The sequence below is a fragment of the Streptomyces sp. NPDC037410 genome, assembly GCF_055602235.1.
Map to the genome: position 1 here is coordinate 62,323 of NZ_JBVJWR010000011.1, position 18,630 is coordinate 80,952.

General features: G+C 71.8%; 21 protein-coding genes. 15 read left to right on the plus strand and 6 right to left on the minus strand.

All coding sequences use genetic code 11. From position 1 onward, the window contains the following. Window positions 1-179: 179 nt before the first annotated feature. Window positions 180-569: a DUF7919 family protein gene (locus tag ACZ7HT_RS19740; RefSeq protein WP_471167248.1), complete on the minus strand. Its 390-nt coding sequence runs from the start codon at window positions 567-569 to the stop codon at window positions 180-182. Between the two features lie 232 nt (window positions 570-801). Between ACZ7HT_RS19740 and ACZ7HT_RS19745 the strand changes: the two genes are divergently transcribed. Then, a complete protein-coding gene (locus ACZ7HT_RS19745; RefSeq protein ID WP_471167249.1) occupies window positions 802-1,218 on the plus strand; it encodes a VOC family protein in 417 nt (138 codons plus the stop codon). Here the strand turns inward: ACZ7HT_RS19745 and ACZ7HT_RS19750 are convergent. Further along, window positions 1,152-1,889, minus strand: coding sequence for a helix-turn-helix domain-containing protein (locus ACZ7HT_RS19750; RefSeq protein ID WP_471167251.1), 738 nt, complete (start codon window positions 1,887-1,889; stop codon window positions 1,152-1,154). The genes ACZ7HT_RS19745 and ACZ7HT_RS19750 overlap by 67 nt on opposite strands. Before the next feature lie 15 nt (window positions 1,890-1,904). After that, window positions 1,905-3,029 (minus strand): YihY/virulence factor BrkB family protein, encoded by a 1,125-nt coding sequence (locus tag ACZ7HT_RS19755; RefSeq protein WP_471167253.1) that lies wholly within the window; start codon window positions 3,027-3,029, stop codon window positions 1,905-1,907. A gap of 17 nt (window positions 3,030-3,046) precedes the next feature. Here ACZ7HT_RS19755 and ACZ7HT_RS19760 point away from each other — a divergent pair, with 17 nt between their 5' ends. The 14 genes from ACZ7HT_RS19760 to ACZ7HT_RS19825 all read left to right on the plus strand — a co-directional run bounded on the left by ACZ7HT_RS19760 (window position 3,047) and on the right by ACZ7HT_RS19825 (window position 16,639). Then, window positions 3,047-4,684: an acyl-CoA dehydrogenase family protein gene (locus ACZ7HT_RS19760; RefSeq protein ID WP_471167255.1), complete on the plus strand. Its 1,638-nt coding sequence runs from the start codon at window positions 3,047-3,049 to the stop codon at window positions 4,682-4,684. Between the two features lie 304 nt (window positions 4,685-4,988). Continuing rightward, window positions 4,989-6,281 carry a helix-turn-helix domain-containing protein gene (locus ACZ7HT_RS19765; protein ID WP_471167257.1) on the plus strand — a complete coding sequence of 431 codons (1,293 nt, stop codon included), beginning with the start codon at window positions 4,989-4,991 and terminating at the stop codon, window positions 6,279-6,281. Between the two features lie 93 nt (window positions 6,282-6,374). Next, entirely contained in the window at window positions 6,375-6,944 is a 570-nt protein-coding gene (locus ACZ7HT_RS19770) for a GNAT family N-acetyltransferase (protein WP_471167260.1), read from the plus strand. A 263-nt stretch (window positions 6,945-7,207) separates the two neighbouring features. Next, window positions 7,208-7,291 (plus strand): putative leader peptide, encoded by an 84-nt coding sequence (locus tag ACZ7HT_RS19775; protein ID WP_351188065.1) that lies wholly within the window; start codon window positions 7,208-7,210, stop codon window positions 7,289-7,291. A 136-nt stretch (window positions 7,292-7,427) separates the two neighbouring features. Further along, window positions 7,428-9,125 (plus strand): nitrite/sulfite reductase, encoded by a 1,698-nt coding sequence (locus ACZ7HT_RS19780; RefSeq protein WP_471167263.1) that lies wholly within the window; start codon window positions 7,428-7,430, stop codon window positions 9,123-9,125. Next, window positions 9,122-9,301, plus strand: coding sequence for a hypothetical protein (locus ACZ7HT_RS19785; RefSeq protein WP_471167265.1), 180 nt, complete (start codon window positions 9,122-9,124; stop codon window positions 9,299-9,301). Before ACZ7HT_RS19780 ends, ACZ7HT_RS19785 begins: the two co-directional genes overlap by 4 nt. Next, window positions 9,298-10,011 carry a phosphoadenylyl-sulfate reductase gene (locus ACZ7HT_RS19790; RefSeq protein WP_471167268.1) on the plus strand — a complete coding sequence of 238 codons (714 nt, stop codon included), beginning with the start codon at window positions 9,298-9,300 and terminating at the stop codon, window positions 10,009-10,011. Before ACZ7HT_RS19785 ends, ACZ7HT_RS19790 begins: the two co-directional genes overlap by 4 nt. Continuing rightward, window positions 10,011-10,589, plus strand: a complete 579-nt coding sequence (gene cysC, locus ACZ7HT_RS19795) for an adenylyl-sulfate kinase (RefSeq protein WP_471167269.1) — start codon at window positions 10,011-10,013, stop codon at window positions 10,587-10,589. The genes ACZ7HT_RS19790 and cysC overlap by 1 nt, the downstream gene beginning before the upstream one ends. Beyond that, window positions 10,586-11,521 (plus strand): sulfate adenylyltransferase subunit CysD, encoded by a 936-nt coding sequence (gene cysD, locus ACZ7HT_RS19800; RefSeq protein ID WP_471167272.1) that lies wholly within the window; start codon window positions 10,586-10,588, stop codon window positions 11,519-11,521. Before cysC ends, cysD begins: the two co-directional genes overlap by 4 nt. Further along, window positions 11,521-12,864, plus strand: coding sequence for a sulfate adenylyltransferase subunit 1 (locus ACZ7HT_RS19805; RefSeq protein WP_471167274.1), 1,344 nt, complete (start codon window positions 11,521-11,523; stop codon window positions 12,862-12,864). The genes cysD and ACZ7HT_RS19805 overlap by 1 nt, the downstream gene beginning before the upstream one ends. Window positions 12,865-13,072: 208 nt before the next feature. Continuing rightward, the gene (locus ACZ7HT_RS19810; RefSeq protein WP_471167276.1) at window positions 13,073-14,179 is read left to right on the plus strand and encodes an aliphatic sulfonate ABC transporter substrate-binding protein; all 1,107 of its coding nucleotides are present in this window, start codon (window positions 13,073-13,075) and stop codon (window positions 14,177-14,179) included. 33 nt (window positions 14,180-14,212) lie between these two features. Further along, window positions 14,213-15,007, plus strand: coding sequence for an ABC transporter ATP-binding protein (locus tag ACZ7HT_RS19815; RefSeq protein WP_471167278.1), 795 nt, complete (start codon window positions 14,213-14,215; stop codon window positions 15,005-15,007). After that, complete coding sequence (locus ACZ7HT_RS19820; protein WP_471167281.1) at window positions 14,994-15,887, plus strand: ABC transporter permease; 894 nt, start codon at window positions 14,994-14,996, stop codon at window positions 15,885-15,887. Before ACZ7HT_RS19815 ends, ACZ7HT_RS19820 begins: the two co-directional genes overlap by 14 nt. 8 nt (window positions 15,888-15,895) lie before the next feature. Further along, window positions 15,896-16,639 carry a sirohydrochlorin chelatase gene (locus tag ACZ7HT_RS19825; protein WP_471167284.1) on the plus strand — a complete coding sequence of 248 codons (744 nt, stop codon included), beginning with the start codon at window positions 15,896-15,898 and terminating at the stop codon, window positions 16,637-16,639. Window positions 16,640-16,642: 3 nt separating this feature from the next. Here ACZ7HT_RS19825 and ACZ7HT_RS19830 read toward each other — a convergent pair whose 3' ends face one another. From ACZ7HT_RS19830 to ACZ7HT_RS19840, 3 genes are all read right to left on the minus strand, one after another. Continuing rightward, entirely contained in the window at window positions 16,643-17,212 is a 570-nt protein-coding gene (locus ACZ7HT_RS19830) for a TIGR03086 family metal-binding protein (RefSeq protein ID WP_471167287.1), read from the minus strand. Window positions 17,213-17,292: 80 nt separating this feature from the next. Further along, window positions 17,293-17,808: an allene oxide cyclase barrel-like domain-containing protein gene (locus tag ACZ7HT_RS19835; protein ID WP_471167289.1), complete on the minus strand. Its 516-nt coding sequence runs from the start codon at window positions 17,806-17,808 to the stop codon at window positions 17,293-17,295. 172 nt (window positions 17,809-17,980) lie between these two features. Then, window positions 17,981-18,607 (minus strand): mycothiol-dependent nitroreductase Rv2466c family protein, encoded by a 627-nt coding sequence (locus ACZ7HT_RS19840; protein WP_471167292.1) that lies wholly within the window; start codon window positions 18,605-18,607, stop codon window positions 17,981-17,983. Between the last annotated feature and the right edge of the window lie 23 nt (window positions 18,608-18,630).

The following is an 18,630-nucleotide window of genomic DNA, read 5'->3' on the forward strand; positions in this document are numbered from 1 at the left end:
TAGGTGGCGTGGATGTAAGGGCGCGGCGTGAGGCTTCGCAACCCACCCCCCACCCCCCCCCCCCCCCCCCCCCCCCCCCCCCCCCCCCCCCCCCCCCCCCCCCCCCCCCCCCCCCCCCCCCCCTACACTCCAGCCGCCCGGCATCGTCCCAGGTCAGACACCAAAGTCCTGCTGGAGTACTAGCCCCATCGGCGTGCGGATTCCGCGAGCACCGCGTCGAGGAATTCCTGAGGGGGGCAGTAGAGGTGTTCCTCGATGTAGTGGGGTAGCAAGTCGGGCGCCGCGTAGGCGCCGCCGCCCTCCTTCGGGACGCGGATCTCGGCGGATCCCAGGCGGACCCGCGAGGAGAACCGCGGCGATCGTGCCCAGTGTTCCGCGGGCTCGTCGCAGAGGTCGCAGTAGTGGCGGCCGCGGGTCTGTCCTTCGCCGAGGTGGGCGAGATTCGCCAGCTCATCGATGATCTGGGGCGATACCTCGTCGATCTCGTATTCCTTCCCGCGTTCCAGCCATCCGACGGCCAGCCAGCCGGGGCCGGCGTCTGGTGTGTAGTCGTAGGGCGCGAGATCCACGTAATACGTCACTGTTCACGTCTTTCTTGTGGAGATATGACCATGTGGCCCTGTGGACCTCTCCCGTGCGTCGGCAGATCAGGCTACTGATGTGCGTGGCCGCGATCATCTGGCGCGCTCCGAGGCCGTAGCAGCCGTGGGCGTCGAGCAGCGGACAAGGAGGGCGTGGCGGGGCGGGTGTGCGTCCGATTCGTGCAAGACCGGGTGTGGGCGGCGTGCCTACGGTGACGTCATGGACACAGCACCCCGTATCGCTCCCCGCTTCGACCTCGTCGGCCTCGTCGTCTCGGACATGGCCGCCTCGCTCGCCTTCTACCGGCGTCTCGGCCTGGACATCCCGGCCGGGGCCGAGTCCGCCCCGCACGCGGAGGCGGCGCTGCCCGGTGGGCTGCGGATCGCCTGGGACACGGAGGACCTCGTCCGTTCCTTCGATCCCCGCTGGACGCGCCCGGCGGGGACCGGCCGGGTCGAGCTCGCCTTCCGGTGCGGCTCGCCCGCCGACGTGGACGCGGTGTACGAGGAGCTGGTCGCCGCCGGGCATCCGGGGCACCTGAAGCCCTGGGACGCCGTGTGGGGGCAGCGCTACGCGGTGGTCCTCGACCCGGACGGCGGCGGGGTCTCGCTCTTCGCCGACACCGCGGCCGTGTAGGCGCTCAGGGTCGTCCCCGCGAGCGCCCGGGTCTCCCGGGCCAGGTGGGCCTGGTCGGCGCAGCCAGCGCGCAGCGCGGCCTCGGCGTACGGCACCCCGGCCCGCACCAGGGCGAGCGCGCGCTGGAGGCGCAGGACGCGGGCGAGGGTCTTCGGGCCGTAGCCGAAGGCGTCCAGGGAGCGCCGGTGCAGCTGCCGGGCGCCGAGTCCGACCGCCTCGGCCGTCTCGGCGACCGCCCGGCCCGCCGCGAGGCGCGCCACGACGGCCCGGAGCAGCGGGTCGGGGGCGGGGGCCTCGGCGGCCCGGCGCAGGACGAGCTCCTCCAGGGCCGCGGCCGGGTCGGGGGCCTCGGTGATGCGCTCGCCGAGCCGGCGCGCGGCCGCCTCGCCCCACAGTGCGCCGAGGGGGACCCGCCGGTCGCGGAGCTCGTGGGCACGGACGCCGAGGAATCCGGGGGCGTCGCCGGGGGCGAAGCGGATCCCCGCGTACCGTGCGGCGAACTCGCCCGGTACGTACGCGCGTGTGTCGGGTCCGGCGACGAGGAGTCTTCCGTCGGCCCAGATCAGGTCCATGCAGCCGTCGGGCAGAACGGGCCGCTCCGCCGTGGGCCCGGCGGCGGTCCGGGTCCACAGCACGGCCCCGTCGAGCAGGGCGGGGCGCTCCTCGTACATCCCCCCAGCCTAGAGTCAGTCCTTCTCCCAGCCCGAGTGGAGACGGGACTTCACGTCGTCCGGCGGGAGGAACTTGGACCAGCGCTCGGGGAACTCGGACGGCATGTCCGGGTCGTCCTCGTCGACCTCCTCCGCCTCGGCCCGCACCCGGGCGACGAGTTCGGCGGCCTGGACGGCGCGGGCCCGTTCGTTGGCCTCGCGGGCGGCGGCGGTGGCGACGGAGGGCCAGACGCGGTCGATGGCGGCGTTCACGGCGGCGCCGACGAGGACCGCGAAGGCCGAGATGCCGATCCAGAGGAGCACGGCGATGGGCGCGGCGAGCGAGCCGTAGATCGTCGGGCCCTCGACCTGGCTGGTCAGGTAGACGCGCAGCAGGAAGCTGCCGAGGACCCACATCCCGAGGGCGACGAGGGCGCCGGGGATGTCCTCGATCCACGGCGATCTGACGGGCACGGAGACGTGGTAGAGCGTGGTGAGGAAGGCGATGGAGAGCAGGATGACGGCCGGCCAGTAGAGGACGGCGACGACCTCGGTGCCCCAGGGGACGAGTTCGACGACCCGGTCCGGGCCGACCACCGCGAGGGGCAGCACGACGGCTCCGATGAGCAGCGCCACGATGTAGAGGAGCAGGGCGAGGAGCCGGGTCTTGACGATGCCGCGGCGCCCGTCGAGCCCGTACATGACGGTGATGGTGTCGATGAAGACGTTCACCGCGCGCGAGCCGGACCAGAGGGCGATGGCGAAGCCGAGGGAGATCAGCTCGGGCCGTTTGCCCTGGGTGATGTCGTCGAGGAGCGGCTCGGCGATCTCGTGGACGCCGCGGTCGGAGAGGACCGTGCCGGCCGCGTGGAGGATGTTCTCCCGGATGCTGGCGACGGTGTCGGTGTTGGTCCAGTCGTCGGCGTATCCGAGGACGGCGATCAGACCGAGCAGCAGGGGCGGCAGTGACAGCAGCGTGAAGAACGCGGCCTCGGCGGCGAGGCCGAGGATCCGGTACTCGATGCACGAGTTGACGGTGTCCTTGAGGAGCAGCCAGGCCATCTTCCGCTTCGAGACGTTGCGGTAGAGGACGCGCGCGCGGTGGAGCCTGCTCCAGGGCCGCCGCTCGGGCCGATCGGGTGTTTCTCTTGCTGCCTGCACCTGCTTACCGTATCGGCATGGCAGCGAGCACCCACACCGTGACCAATCAGGCTCCGCCCCTGGTGGGATATGACGTCTTCACGAGCGACCTGGCCCTTGCGGAGGCGGTCGAGCGGCATCTCGCTCCCGGCCTCCTGGAGGAGGTGCGTGAGGAGCTGGGTCTGCTGGGCCGGGCGAGCGGTTCGGCGCAGGTGCGGGAGTGGGGGGAGCGGGCGAACGGGGATCCGCCGCGGCTGCGGACCCATGACCGGTACGGGCGGCGGATCGACGAGGTCGAGTTCCATCCGGCCTGGCACCGGCTCCTGGGGCGGTCGGTGTCGGCCGGCCTCACGGACGCGTGGGGCCGCCCGGGTGGTCATGTGCGGCGGGCCGCCGGGTTCCTGGTGGTGTCGCAGGCGGAGGCGGGGCACGGCTGCCCGGTGTCGATGACGCACGCCGCGGTGCCCGCGCTGCGCGCCGAGCCGGAGCTCGCGGCGGTCTGGGAGCCGGCGGCGCTCTCGCACGTGTACGAGCGGGAACTGCGGCCGGTCGCGGAGAAGCCGGGCGTGCTGCTCGGGATGGCGATGACGGAGAAGCAGGGCGGCAGCGACGTCCGGGCGAACACGACGGAGGCCCGGCCGCTCGCGGCCGACGGCGAGTACGTCCTGACGGGGCACAAGTGGTTCTGTTCGGCGCCGATGTCGGACGCCTTCCTGGTGCTCGCGCAGGCCCCGGCGGGGCTGACCTGCTTCCTGGTGCCCCGGGTGCTCGCGGACGGCTCGCGCAACGCCTTCGCCCTCCAGCGGCTCAAGGACAAGCTGGGCAACCGGTCGAACGCCTCCGCCGAGGTGGAGTTCGACGGGACGACCTGGGCGCGGCGGATTGGCGAGGAGGGGCGCGGGATCCGGACGATCATGGGCATGGTCGCGGCGACCCGGCTCGACTGCGTCCTCGGTTCGGCGGCGCTGATGCGCCAGGCGGTGGCGCAGGCCGTGCACCACGCCTCGTACCGCTCGGCCTTCGGCGGGCTGCTCGTCGACAAGCCGCTGATGCGGAACGTACTCGCCGATCTGGCCGTGGAGTCGGAGGCGGCGACGGTGCTGGGCATGCGGCTCGCGGCGGCGTACGACGCCGGGACTCCGGAGGAGCTCGCTTTGCTCCGTATCGCCGTTCCGGCGGCGAAGTACTGGGTGACGAAGCGGTGTACGCCCCTCGTCGCGGAGGCGCTCGAATGCCTGGGCGGCAACGGGTACGTGGAGGAGTCGGGGCTGCCCCGGCTGCTGCGGGAGTCGCCGCTCAACTCCCTCTGGGAGGGGTCGGGGAACGTGCAGGCGCTCGACGTGGTGCGGGCGCTGCGGACCGAGCCCGCCGCCCTGGACGCGCTGCTGCGGGAGGTGGGGGCCGCGAGGGGCGCCGACCACCGGCTCGACCGGGCGATCCGGGGGCTGCTCGTCGAACTGGCGGACCTGGAGGGGATCGAGGCGCGGGCCAGGCGGCTCACGGAGCGGCTCGCGCTGGTGCTCCAGGGGGCGCTGCTCGTGCGATGGGCTCCGCCGGAGGTGGCGGACGCGTTCTGCGCGGCGCGGCTCGGTGGTGACGGCGGCGCGGCGTTCGGGACGCTCCCGCACACGCTTGACCTGCGGGCGGTGGTGGAGCGGGCGCGGGCCGTGGTGTGAGGGCTCGCACGGTCGTACGGGATGCTGTGCCGCGCGTACCAGGGGTGGACCTGACGGGGTGTCGTGCGTCGTTCAGGCCGGTACGCGCGGAAAAGCGGGGGTGGTGCTGCGCCGACACGGCACCACCCGCCGCTCGCACCACCCTCACGCAGGAGGCGGGTCGCTCGCCAGAGTTGCAAAGGGTTGCAGGATTACCCGAACCGGGCCTCGCCGGGTGGCCCCGGACGGCACGATGGGCACCGACACTCCGGACATCTGCCCTGTGCAGAACCGATACAGCACCCCGGGTGGCTGGGAGAGACCGATGAAGAACACGCAGCTCGACATGAAGCGGCTCGCCGCCATGGACGCCGCCCAGGCCAGCCGGCTGCTGCACCGGGTGCGCGAGGAGACCCTCGCGGGCCGCACGCCCCCGATCGCGCCCCGCGCCGTGATCGACGCGTCCTGGCAGCGGATGGCCCGGCTCGGCCTCGACCCCGACCAGAGCACGAGCACCGTGCTGCTTCAGCGGGACGAGCTGGAGGAGCGGCGCAGAACCACGCTCCTCTCCGAGGTGATGCACACGCTGAGCGGCGGCATCGCCGGCATCGCCGACGCCTCCCTCCAGATCATGGTGGTCACCGACGAGCACGGCCGGGTGCTGTGGCGCCAGGGGAACACCTCCGTCCTTCGGCAGGCGCACGGCATCTGTCTGGAGGAGGGCGCGGCCTGGGCCGAGCACGCCACCGGGACGAACGCGGTCGGCACCGCCCTCGCCCTGGGCCGCGCGGTGCAGGTGCACTCCGCCGAGCACTACGTGCAGACGCTGCACAACTGGACCTGCGCCGCCGCGCCCGTGCACGATCCGCGCGATCAGCGGCTGCTCGGGATCCTGGACGTGTCCGGTCCCGCGTCCAGCTTCCATCCCGCGATGCTGGCCCTGGTCGGCTCGGTCGCGCAGCTCGCCGAGGCCGAGATGCGGGAGCGGCACCACCGGTCGATCGAGCGGCTGCGGGCGGTGGCGGCGCCGATCCTGTGCCGGGTGGGCGGCCGGGCCGTCGCGGTGGACGACCACGGCTGGACGGCGGCGGTGACCGGGCTCGCGCCGGTGGACCGGATCCCGCTGCCGAAGTCGTTCCGGGCCGGCCGGGTCTGGCTGCCCTCGCTCGGGGTGTGCGCGGTGGAGCCGCTGCCGGGCGGCTGGCTGCTGCGGGTGGAGGAGGAGGCCCGGTCCGGGGAGTCCGGCTCGGAGGCGGCGAGCCGGGTGGTCCTCGACCTGAGCCGGCCGCGCCGCTGGACGGTGGCCGTTTCCGGGGCGGCGGGCAGCTGGCAGCAGGAGCTCAGCCCCCGGCACGCGGAGCTCCTCTATGTACTGGCGCTGCACCGCGACGGCCGGACGGCGGCGGAGCTCGCGGACGACGTCTTCGGCGACCGTACGAGGACGGTGACCGTGCGGGCGGAGATGTCCCGGGTGCGGCGGAACCTGGCGGGGGTCCTGGCGCACCGCCCGTACCGCTTCCGGGAGGAGGTCGCGGTGGAGGTCCTGCGCCCGGAGCGGCCCGCGGACCTGCTCCCCCACTCGACGGCGCCGGCGGTCCGGGCCCGGACCGGCGTCTAGTACATGTCCAGCATGTGGACGCGCGTCCACCGGGAGGGCCGCCCCCAGGGGATCCCCCTGGGAATCTTGCGTTCCGCATGATGCGATGGCCCTATGAGCATCACTCTCACCACCTGGTCCCTCGAACAGACCTCGCCGTCCGACCTCCGGCCCGCCACCCCGCCGGAGGGCGACGACGTGGCGATCCGGCGCGCCGAGGTGCCCTCGGCGGAGTTCAGCCGCTTCCTCTACACCGCGGTCGGCGGCGACATCCGCTGGTCCGACCGGCTGTCGCTGACGTACAAGCAGTGGCAGGAGATCGCGGAGAAGCCGGGCGCCGAGATCTGGGTGGCGTACGACAAGGGGACGCCGGCCGGGTACGTGGAGCTCGACCCGCAGGACGACGGTGTGGTGGAGATCGTCTACTTCGGCCTGATCCCGGCCTTCCGGGGGCGCCGGATCGGCGGCCACCTCCTCTCCTACGGGGTGGCGCGCGCCTGGGACCTGGCCGAGCGCTGGCCGGACCGGGAGCCCACGAAGCGCGTCTGGCTGCACACCTGCTCGCTCGACGGGCCGCACGCCATGGCCAACTACGAGCGGCGCGGCTTCCGGCTGTTCGACACGAAGGTCGAGGAGACGGAGGAGTCGGAGACCCCGGGCCCCTGGCCGGGCGCGTACGCCTGATCCGTACGCACCGATCCGTACGCACTGATCCTGCACCCTGATCGGTACGCACCGATCCGCACGCCCGGATCCTGCGCCCTGATCGGTACGCACCGATCCGCACGCCCGGATCCGTACTCCTGATCCACACGCATCGCCAAAGGGGCCCTGAGCAGGGCCCCTTTCGCGTGACCTGGAGCACACTGTCTCGACATACGAGACGACTACGTCCGCATAGTGGACGATGCTGGACTGGGTCCAAACTCCCGTGACACGCTTCCGTCATGTCTGGAACTGGAATTGCCTTGGTGAGTCGGCGGCACGTCGACCTCGGCCGCATGTCCAGCGCCATCTGTTCGGCGCGCTGAGAGAACCAGCACCGCCGCGATCTCCTTACAGCCCGACTCTGCCCCACCCTGCTGCGCACTGACGCGCCACCCTCTGACCTGAGCGCGAGTGTGCAGGTCAGAGCCGCCCTCTCGCAGTCCCGAAGGACAAAACGCCATGGCCGCCACCCCGGAAAACCCCACTCCCGCCGCCGCCCGCCGCAAAGCCGGGCGCCACCGTGGCGAGGGTCAGTGGGCGGTGGGGCACTTCACCCCCCTGAACGGCAATGAGCAGTTCAAGAAGGATGACGACGGTCTCAATGTGCGGACACGTATTGAGACGGTCTATTCGAAGCGCGGCTTCGACTCCATCGACCCCAACGACCTGCGCGGACGCATGCGCTGGTGGGGCCTCTACACCCAGCGCAAGCAGGGTCTGGACGGCACCAAGACGGGTGTCCTTGAGCCGGAGGAGCTGGACGACGAGTTCTTCATGCTCCGGGTCCGCATCGACGGCGGCCGGCTGACCACCGAGCAGCTCCGGGTCATCGGCGAGATCTCCGAGGAGTTCGCCCGCGGCACGGCCGACATCACGGACCGGCAGAACGTCCAGTACCACTGGATCCGCATCGAGGACGTCCCCGAGATCTGGAACCGCCTGGAGGCGGTCGGCCTGTCGACCACCGAGGCCTGCGGTGACACCCCGCGTGTCATCCTCGGCTCCCCCGTGGCCGGCATCGCCGCCGACGAGATCATCGACGGCACCCCCGCCATCGACGAGATCCAGCGCCGGATCGTCGGCAACAAGGACTTCTCCAACCTGCCCCGCAAGTTCAAGTCCGCGGTCTCCGGTTCGCCGCAGCTCGACGTGGCGCACGAGATCAACGACATCGCCTTCGTGGGCGTGGAGCACCCGGAGCACGGCCCCGGTTTCGACGTGTGGGTCGGCGGCGGTCTGTCCACCAACCCGAAGCTCGGCGTCCGCCTCGGCACCTGGGTCTCCCTCGACGAGGTCCCCGACGTCTACGAGGGCGTCATCTCGATCTTCCGCGACTACGGCTACCGCCGGCTGCGCAACCGCGCCCGCCTGAAGTTCCTCGTCGCCGACTGGGGCCCGGAGAAGTTCCGCCAGGTCCTGGAGGACGAGTACCTCGAGCGCAAGCTGACGGACGGCCCCGCCCCCGAGCAGCCCGCGGGCCAGTGGCGCGACCACATGGGCGTGCACGAGCAGCAGGACGGCCGCTTCTACATCGGCTTCGCCCCGCGCGTGGGCCGGGTCGACGGCGCCACCCTGACCAAGATCGCCGACCTGGCCGAGCGGCACGGCTCCGGCCGGGTGCGGACCACCGCGGACCAGAAGATGCTGCTGCTCGACATCGAGCAGGACCAGGTCGACTCGGCGGTCGCCGCCCTGGAGTCGCTCGACCTGCGGGTGAACCCGACGCCGTTCCGGCGCGGCACGATGGCCTGCACCGGCATCGAGTTCTGCAAGCTCGCGATCGTCGAGACGAAGGGCCGCGGCTCCTCGCTCATCGACGAACTGGAGCGCCGTCTCCCGGAGTTCGACGAGCCGCTGACGATCAACATCAACGGCTGCCCGAACGCCTGCGCCCGCATCCAGGTCGCGGACATCGGCCTCAAGGGCCAGCTGGTCCTGGACGCCGACGGCAACCGCGTCGAGGGCTACCAGGTGCACCTGGGCGGCGCGCTCGGCCTGGAGGCCGGCTTCGGCCGCAAGCTTCGCGGCCACAAGGTGACGTCGGCCGAGCTCCCCGACTACGTGGAGCGGGTCCTCAAGCGCTTCCAGGCGGAGCGCGAGACCGGCGAGCGCTTCGCGACCTGGGCGGCGCGTGCCTCCGAGGAGGCCCTGTCATGAGCGAGCGTGCGGCCCCCTTCTACTGCCCCTACTGCGGGGACGAGGACCTGCGTCCCAACGAGCAGGGTCACGGCGCCTGGGAATGCGCCGCGTGCAGTCGAGCCTTCCAGCTGAAGTTCCTGGGGCTCCTCGCCCCGGCGACTCCGGGCAACTCCACCGGGAGGGAAGACACATGACGACCGATCAGGTGAAGGACGCCACCGCGGCCGACCTCAAGGCACTCGCCGAACAGGCCGGCCGTGAGCTGGAGGACGCCTCCGCGCTGGAGATCCTCCGCTGGGCCGTGGACACCTTCGGCGACCGCTTCTGCGTGACCTCGTCCATGGAGGACGCGGTCGTCGCCCACCTCGCCTCGCGCGTGAAGCCCGGTGTGGACGTCGTCTTCCTCGACACGGGCTACCACTTCGAGGAGACCATCGGCACCCGGGACGCCGTGGACGCCGTCATGGACGTCAACGTCATCACCCTGACCCCGCGTCAGACCGTGGCCGAGCAGGACGCCGAGTACGGTCCGAGGCTCCACGACCGCGACCCCGACCTGTGCTGCGCGCTGCGCAAGGTCAAGCCGCTGGAGGAGGGCCTCACCGCGTACGGCGCGTGGGCCACCGGCCTGCGCCGCGACGAGTCCCCGACCCGGGCGAACACCCCGGTCGTCGGCTGGGACGAGAAGCGGCAGAAGGTGAAGGTCTCCCCCATCGCCCGCTGGACGCAGGACGACGTCGACGCGTACGTCACGGAGCACGGTGTCCTCACCAACCCGCTCCTCATGGACGGGTACGCCTCCGTCGGCTGCGCCCCCTGCACCCGCCGCGTCCTGGAGGGCGAGGACGCCCGCGCCGGACGCTGGGCGGGCCGCGCCAAGACCGAATGCGGGCTGCACGGCTGATGACCCCCACCCCTCAGACCTCCCACACCTCCCAGGAGAACCACGTGACCGGTGCCACCATCTGGCTCACCGGCCTGCCGAGCGCCGGAAAGACCACCATCGCGTACGAGCTGGCCGGCCGCCTCCGCGACGAGGGCCACCGCGTCGAGATCCTCGACGGCGACGAGATCCGCGAGTTCCTCTCGGCGGGCCTCGGCTTCACCCGCGAGGACCGCCACACCAACGTGCAGCGGATCGGCTTCGTCGCCGAGCTGCTCGCCTCGCACGGCGTGAAGGTCCTGGTCCCGGTCATCGCCCCGTACAACGACAGCCGCGAGGCGGTCCGCAAGCGCCACGGCGCCGAGGGCACCCCCTTCCTGGAGGTCCACGTGGCCACCCCGGTCGAGGTCTGCTCCGTCCGCGACGTGAAGGGCCTCTACGCCAAGCAGGCCGCGGGCGAGATCAGCGGCCTCACCGGCGTCGACGACCCGTACGAGGCGCCCGAGACGCCCGATCTGCGGATCGAGTCCCAGAACCAGACCGTGCAGGAGTCCGCGGCGCAGCTCCACGCGCTGCTCACCGAGAGGGGTCTGCTGTGACCACCGTCGCCCATACTCACGACACCACGGACAGTCCGTTCGCGCTGTCGCACCTCGACTCCCTGGAGTCCGAGGCCGTCCACATCTTCCGTGAGGTGGCGGGCGAGTTCGAGCGGCCGGTGATCCTCTTCTCCGGCGGCAAGGACTCCATCGTCATGCTGCACCTGGCGCTGAAGGCCTTCGCCCCGGCGCCGGTCCCCTTCACGCTGCTGCACGTCGACACGGGGCACAACTTCCCCGAGGTCATCGAGTACCGCGACCGGGTCGTCGCCCAGCACGGACTGCGGCTGCACGTGGCCTCCGTGCAGGAGTACATCGACGCCGGCAAGCTCCGCGAGCGCCCCGACGGCACCCGCAACCCGCTGCAGACCGTCCCGCTGACCGAGGCGATCCAGCAGCACCGCTTCGACGCCGTCTTCGGCGGCGGCCGCCGCGACGAGGAGAAGGCCCGCGCCAAGGAGCGCGTGTTCTCTCTGCGGGACGAGTTCTCGCAGTGGGACCCGCGCCGCCAGCGCCCCGAGCTGTGGCAGCTCTACAACGGCCGGCACGCCCCCGGCGAGCACGTCCGGGTCTTCCCGCTCTCCAACTGGACCGAGCTGGACGTCTGGCAGTACATCCAGCGGGAGAAGATCGAGCTCCCCGAGATCTACTTCGCCCACGAGCGCGAGGTGTTCGCCCGTAGCGGCATGTGGCTCACGGCCGGCGAGTGGGGCGGCCCGAAGGAGTCCGAGACGGTCGAGAAGCGGCTGATCCGCTACCGCACCGTCGGCGACATGTCCTGCACCGGCGCCGTCGACTCCGACGCCACCACGCTGGACGCCGTCATCGCCGAGATCGCCGCCTCCCGCCTCACCGAGCGGGGTGCCACCCGGGCCGACGACAAGCTGTCCGAGGCCGCGATGGAAGACCGCAAGCGCGAAGGGTACTTCTAATGAGCACGTCCACCGAGCAGCTGTCCGACCAGCTGGCGGCCACCACCCTGCTGCGCTTCGCCACCGCCGGCTCCGTCGACGACGGCAAGTCCACACTGGTGGGCCGGCTGCTCCACGACTCCAAGTCGGTCCTCGCCGACCAGCTGGAGGCCGTGGAGCACGCCTCGCGCTCCCGCGGCCAGGAGGCGCCCGACCTGGCGCTCCTCACCGACGGTCTGCGGGCCGAGCGCGAGCAGGGCATCACCATCGACGTGGCGTACCGCTACTTCGCGACGCCCCGCCGCCGGTTCATCCTCGCCGACACCCCCGGGCACGTGCAGTACACCCGGAACATGGTCACCGGCGCCTCCACCGCCGAACTGGCCGTGGTCCTGGTCGACGCCCGCAACGGCGTCGTCGAGCAGACCCGCCGGCACGCCGCCGTCGCCGCGCTGCTCCGCGTCCCGCACGTGGTCCTCGCCGTGAACAAGATGGACCTGGTCGACTACCAGGAGTCCGTCTTCGCCGCGATCGCCGAGGAGTTCACCACGTACGCCTCCGAGCTCGGCGTCCCGGAGATCACCGCGATCCCGATCTCGGCGCTCGCCGGCGACAACGTCGTGGAGCCGTCCGCGAACATGGACTGGTACGGCGGCCCGACGGTCCTGGAGCACCTGGAGACCGTCCCGGTCAGCCACGACCTGACGGCCTGCCACGCCCGCTTCCCTGTGCAGTACGTGATCCGCCCGCAGACCGCCGAGCACCCCGACTACCGGGGCTACGCCGGTCAGATCGCGGCCGGTGCCTTCCGCGTCGGCGAGGAGATCACCGTCCTGCCGTCGGGGAAGAAGTCGACGATCAGCGCGATCGACGCGCTCGGCGAGTCCGTGGACATCGCCTGGGCCCCGCAGTCGGTGACGATCCGGCTCGCCGACGACATCGACATCTCGCGCGGCGACCTGCTCGCGCCGAGCACCGACGCCCCGGCCACCAGCCAGGACGTCGAGGCGACGGTCTGCCACGTGGCGGACCAGCCGCTCGCCGTCGGCCAGCGGGTGCTGCTCAAGCACACCACGCGCACGGTCAAGGCGATCGTCAAGGACATCCCCTCGCGGCTGACCCTCGACGACCTCTCCCAGCACCCGAACCCCGGGCAGCTGGTCGCCAACGACATCGGCCGGGTCGTCGTCCGCACCGCCGAGCCGCTCGCGCTCGACGCGTACGCCGACTCCCGCCGTACGGGTTCGTTCCTGCTGATCGACCCCGCGGACGGCACCACGCTCGCGGCCGGCATGGCGGGCGAGTCCTTCGCCACGACCAAGGCCGTCGTCGCGGTGGACGAGGAAGAAGGGTGGGACTTCTGATGACCGGTCAGGACGTCTGGGCCACCTTCGCGAAGGAGGGCGGCCGGGTGGGCTCCGGCGCCCTCGGCGCGGGCCGGGGAGGTGTGGCGCGATGTGCGTGCTGACCTCGATGCGCCGCGCGAGCGGTGCGACACGGCTCCACCCGCTCCACCCCGAACGACATAAACGCAGACTTCGCTGAGAAGTCGAATCGAGGGGAACACCACCCGTGCCTGCCACCACCCGTACCACCCTGCGCCGCGGCCTGGCCGCCGCCGCTCTGCCGCTGCTGATCGGCGTCCTCGCCTCCTGCGGCTACGGCTCCGAGGCCAAGAACGACGAGAAGAAGGTGGCCGCCGAGGGCGAGAAGCTCTCCGCCGACACCGTACGGCTCGGGTACTTCCCCAACCTGACGCACGCCACCGCGCTGGTCGGTGACCAGGAGGGCATCCTCCAGAAGGAGCTGGGCGGCACCAGGCTGGTGCCCACCACCTTCAACGCGGGCCCGTCCGAGATCGAGGCGCTGAACGCCGGCTCGATCGACATCGGCTTCATCGGCCCCTCGCCGTCCATCAACGGCTACGTGAAGACCAAGGGGACCAACCTCCGCATCATCGGCGGCGCCGCCTCCGGTGGCGTGAAGCTCGTGGTGAACCCCTCGAAGATCAAGACCCTGGACGACCTCAAGGGCAAGAGGATCGCCACCCCGCAGCTCGGCAACACGCAGGACGTGGCCTTCCTCAACTGGATCTCCGAGAAGGGCTGGAAGGTCGACGCCCAGAGCGGCAAGGGCGACGTCTCGGTGGTCCGCACGGACAACAAGGTCACCCCGAACGCCTACGCCTCCGGTGCCGTCGACGGCGCCTGGGTGCCCGAGCCGACCGCGTCCAAGCTGGTCGCCGACGGTGCGAAGGTGCTGCTCGACGAGTCCGACCTGTGGCCCGACAAGAAGTTCGTCATCACGAACATCATCGTGTCGCAGAAGTTCCTCACGGAGCACCCGGACGTCGTCGAGGCGTTCCTGCGCGGCTCGGTGAAGACCAACGCGTGGATCAACGCCAACCAGGACAAGGCCAAGGCCTCGGCCAACGCCAAGCTGAAGGACCTCTCGGGCAAGGCGCTCGGCGCGAAGGTGATCGACGCCGCGTGGCCCTCCATCCAGTTCACCGACGACCCGCTGGCGGCCACGCTCCAGGCCCAGGCCGACCACGCGGTGAAGGCCGGTCTCCTGGAGAAGCCCGAACTGTCCGGCATCTACGACCTGAAGCCGCTCAACAAGGTCCTGAAGGCCGCGGGTCAGCCCGAGGTCTCCGACGCCGGTCTCGGCGCGAAGTAACAGCCCGCAGCTGATCCCCAGGAGGTGACGACCATGGCCACGACCGCGACGCTCGCCAAGGCCGAAGACCGTGCGGCGGTGACCCATGCCGCCCGCATCGAGCATGTCTCCAAGTCCTTCGGCGGACCCGCCGGCGGGCAGCTCGTCCTCGACGACATCTCGCTCGATGTCGCCCCCGGCGAGTTCGTCACCCTCCTGGGCGCCTCGGGCTGCGGAAAGTCCACGCTGCTCAACCTGGTCGCCGGGCTCGACCGGCCGTCCGCGGGGTCCATCGAGACCCCCGGCGGCCGGCCGGCCCTGATGTTCCAGGAGCACGCCCTCTTCCCGTGGCTCACCGCGGGCAAGAACATCGAACTCGCCCTGCGGCTGCGCGGGGTGCCCAAGGCCGAGCGCCGCGACGAGGCCGAGCGGCTGCTGAGCCTCGTCCGGCTCGGCGGCTCGTACGACAAGCGGGTCCACGAGCTGTCCGGCGGCATGCGGCAGCGCGTCGCGCTGGCCCGCGCGCTCGCCCAGGACAGCGACCTGCTCCTGATGGACGAGCCGTTCGCCGCGCTCGACGCCATCACCCGGGACGTGCTGCACGACGAGCTGACCCGGATCTGGCGGGAGACGAAGCTGTCGGTGCTCTTCGTCACCCACAACGTGCGCGAGGCCGTGCGGCTGGCCGAGCGCGTCGTCCTCCTCTCGTCCCGGCCCGGCCGGATCGCGCACGAGTGGACCATCGACATCCCTCAGCCGCGCCGCATCGAGGACTCCGCCGTCGCGGAGCTGTCCCTCGAGATCACCGAGCACCTGCGTGGGGAGATCCGTCGTCATGGCCAGCACTGAAACCACCCCGAAGGCGCCGCAGGCCGACGACCTCGCCGGGCTCGAAGCCGGTCTGGACGCCCTCGACAGCGTGCAGATCCGGCGGACCCCGGTCGGCGAGGTGCTGGTCAAGAAGGTGCTCCCGCCGGTCGTCGCCGTCGTGCTCGTCCTGGTGGTGTGGCAGCTCCTGGTGTCCTTCAAGGTCACCGACGAGTACAAGCTTCCGGCGCCGTCCGCCGTGTGGGACAGCCTGACCGTGATGTGGCGGGAGGGGACGCTGTTCAGCATCCTGTGGACCAGCGTGTCCCGGGCCCTGTACGGCTTCGTCCTGGCGCTCGCGATCGGCACCCCGCTGGGCCTGCTCGTCTCCCGCGTGAAGTTCGTGCGCGCGGCGATCGGCCCGATCCTCGCGGGCCTCCAGTCGCTGCCCTCGGTGGCCTGGGTGGCGCCGGCCGTCCTGTGGCTCGGCCTCAACGACAGCATGATGTACGCGGTGATCCTGCTCGGCGCGGTCCCGTCGATCGCCAACGGCCTCGTCGCCGGCGTCGACCAGGTCCCGCCGCTGTTCCTGCGGGCCGGGCAGACGCTCGGCGCGACGGGCGTCAAGGGCGCCTGGTACATCGTGATGCCGGCCGCGCTCCCCGGCTACCTGGCCGGCCTCAAGCAGGGCTGGGCGTTCTCCTGGCGTTCGCTGATGGCCGCGGAGATCATCGCGTCCTCGCCCGACCTGGGCCTCGGCCTCGGCCAGCTCCTGGAGAACGGCCGCAACAACATCGACATGGCCGGGATCTTCCTGGCGATCATCCTGATCCTGATCGTCGGCATCGCCATCGACCTGCTCGTCTTCAGCCCGCTGGAGCGTGCGGTCCTGCGCCGCCGCGGCCTGCTCGCGAGGGGCTGACCGCGACCATGAACCGCCCCGTCCTGCTCGTCATCGCCCACGGCAGCCGCGACCCGCGGCACGCGGCGACCGTCCAGGCGCTCGTGCGCCGGGCCGGTGCGCTGCGGCCGGGGGTGCGCGTGGAGACGGCGTTCCTGGACTTCAACCTGCCGTCGGTGCCGGGGGTCCTGGACCGCCTGGCCTCCGACGGGGTACGGGACGTGGTGGCGCTGCCCCTGCTCCTGACCCGGGCCTTCCACGCGAAGGCCGACATCCCCGCCGTACTCCGCCAGGCGCCGGCGTCCCTGACCATCCGCCAGGCGGAGGTCCTGGGCCCGTCGCCGCTGCTGATCGCGGCGGTGGAGCGGCGGCTGTACGAGGCGGGCCTCACGCCCGCCGACAAGAGCGCGACCGGGGTGGTCCTGGCCTCGGCGGGCTCCACCGACCCGGAGGCGATCGCGGTGATCGCAGAAACGGCGCGGGAGCTGCGGCGCACCGGTTGGTGCTCCGTGCGGCCCGCTTTCGCCTCCGCATCCCTCCCCCGCACGGAGGACGCCGTCCGCGCCCTGCGCTCGGACCCGGGCGTCCGGCGGGTGGCCGTCGCCCCGTACGTGATCGCCCCGGGCCGCCTCCCGGACCGCATCGCGGCGGGCGCGGCCGGGGCCGACGTCCTGGCGGACGTCCTCGGCCCCTCCCCCGAGCTGGCCCGCCTGCTCCTGGAGCGGTACGACGGGGCCCACGCGGCCCACGGCGCGGTCGCCAGGACGGCTTAGGTCCTACTTCGGGTTGCGGCCGCTGATCGCCAGGGCGCGATCGAGCGCCGGAGCGTCGTCCGGTACGTCGACGACCGCGGCGAAGCCCTCGTACTGGCGGTACATCTCCGCGTACCGCTCGACCACGCCGAGCAGGAAGACCGCCGTCTCCTCCGGCAGGGTGAAGTCCTGTCCGGTTGAGCGGGCCAGGTCCCAGCCGTGCAGGGCGAGTTCCTCGACGAGCATGGCGGCGATCTCGGGGGCCGGCATGGCGCTGCCGCCCATGTCGATCTCCCCGTCCCAGGCCTCCGGCCGCTCCCAGGCGGCCAGGGCCCGGTCGAGCTGGGCCGCGTACGCCTCGGCCCAGCCGTCCTCTCCGGCGAAGTCCCGCTGGACGGTCTCCTCGGGGAGCTGGGTGCGCAGGGCCCGGTGTTCGAGGCCGTGCGCGGAGTAGAGGACCAGGTGGTTGGCGAGTTCGCGGACGGTCCAGTCGGTGCAGACGGAGGGTTCGCCGAGCTGCTCGACGGTGACGGCGCGGGCGACGCGGCGCGCCTCGGCGGCGCAGGCGGTGAGGTGGGTGTGCATCTCGTTCATGCTCCCGACGCTACGGGCCGCCCGGCCGCCCCGTCTTGAACTTTCGCGACACCTGGTCGCCGGCCGGCGACCGGGGTCGGTCAGGCGAAGGTGAACGTGAGGTGCCTCACGACCTTGCCGTCCACAATGGTCGTGTCGGAGTGGACCGTGCCGCGGGCCTTGGCGTACCTCCCGGTGCCGCCGGTGATCGCGTTGTCGAACGAAGGGGGCGGGCCCGGGTTGAGGGTGCCGAAGTACATCCCCTGCGCGGCGATCTGGCCGTCCGGGAGGGTGTAGGTCACGATGCACTCCTCCGCTCCGCCGGCCTCGACCCGGGTGAGGACGCAGGTGCCGCCGCTCTCGCCGACCACGTTGCCGCCCTCGTCCTTGAGGATCGACCGGACGACGACCCGATCGCCCTGCGCGGCGGGGCCGCCGGGGTTCACGGGGAAGGGGGTCCGCTGCGCGAGCTCGGCCGTGAGGGTGAGGACAGGGGCCCTGCCCTTGGCCTGGGCGGAACCGGTGTCCGTCGCGGCGGCACCCGCGACAGGGGCACAGGCGAGGAGGGTGACCAGGGCGGTGGCCGTGCCGAGGCAGGCTGCTCTGAGGGGGCGCATGGTGTGGCTCCTGAGGTCGGTGCACAGGGGTGGTCCGGAGACGAATGGTCCGGCGACATATGCATACCCTCGGCCCGGCCGCCGCCCGGAGCGTCCTGGTGCGACCCACCGGAAGATCCGACCGGTCGGATCAACCCGGGACGGCCCCTTGGAGTAGTGGGCCGGACAGGTCCTAGCTGAAGTCCAGGCCGCCCGTGCGGGTGCGCTTGAGCTCGAAGAGGTCCGGGTGGCCGGCCAGGACGCGGAAGCCGTCGAAGAGTTCGGCGGCGTCCTCGCCGCGCGGGATGGCGCGCAGGACCGGGCCGAACCAGACGGTGCCGTCGACGTGGATGGTCGGGGTGCCGACGTACCCCTCCTCCTCGGACTCCTTGCCCGCGTCGTGGCTGCGCCGGACCAGCTCGTCGTAGGACGGGTCGTGCGCGGCGGCCGCGAGTTCGGGGGCGAGCCCGAGCTCGTTGAGCGACTCGGCGATGACGGCGTCGAAGTCCTTCTGCTTCTTCTCGTGGATGCGGGTGCCGTACGCGGTGTAGAGCGGGCGCAGGATCTCCTCGCCGTGCTGTTCGGCGGCGGCGGCCGCCACCCGGACGGGGCCGATGGAGGCGTCGACGAGCTCGCGGTACCAGTCGGGCAGGGTGTTGCCCTCGTTGTGGAAGTACAGGCTCATGACCTTGAAGCGGAGGTCGATGTCCCGGTGGGCCTCGACCTCGAGCATCCAGCGGGAGGTGATCCAGGCGAAGGGGCAGGCGGGGTCGAAGTAGAAGTCGACGGTCGGACGGTTCTTGGTCTCGTTGTTCGTCATGACCATGAATCTAGTCGCCAGAT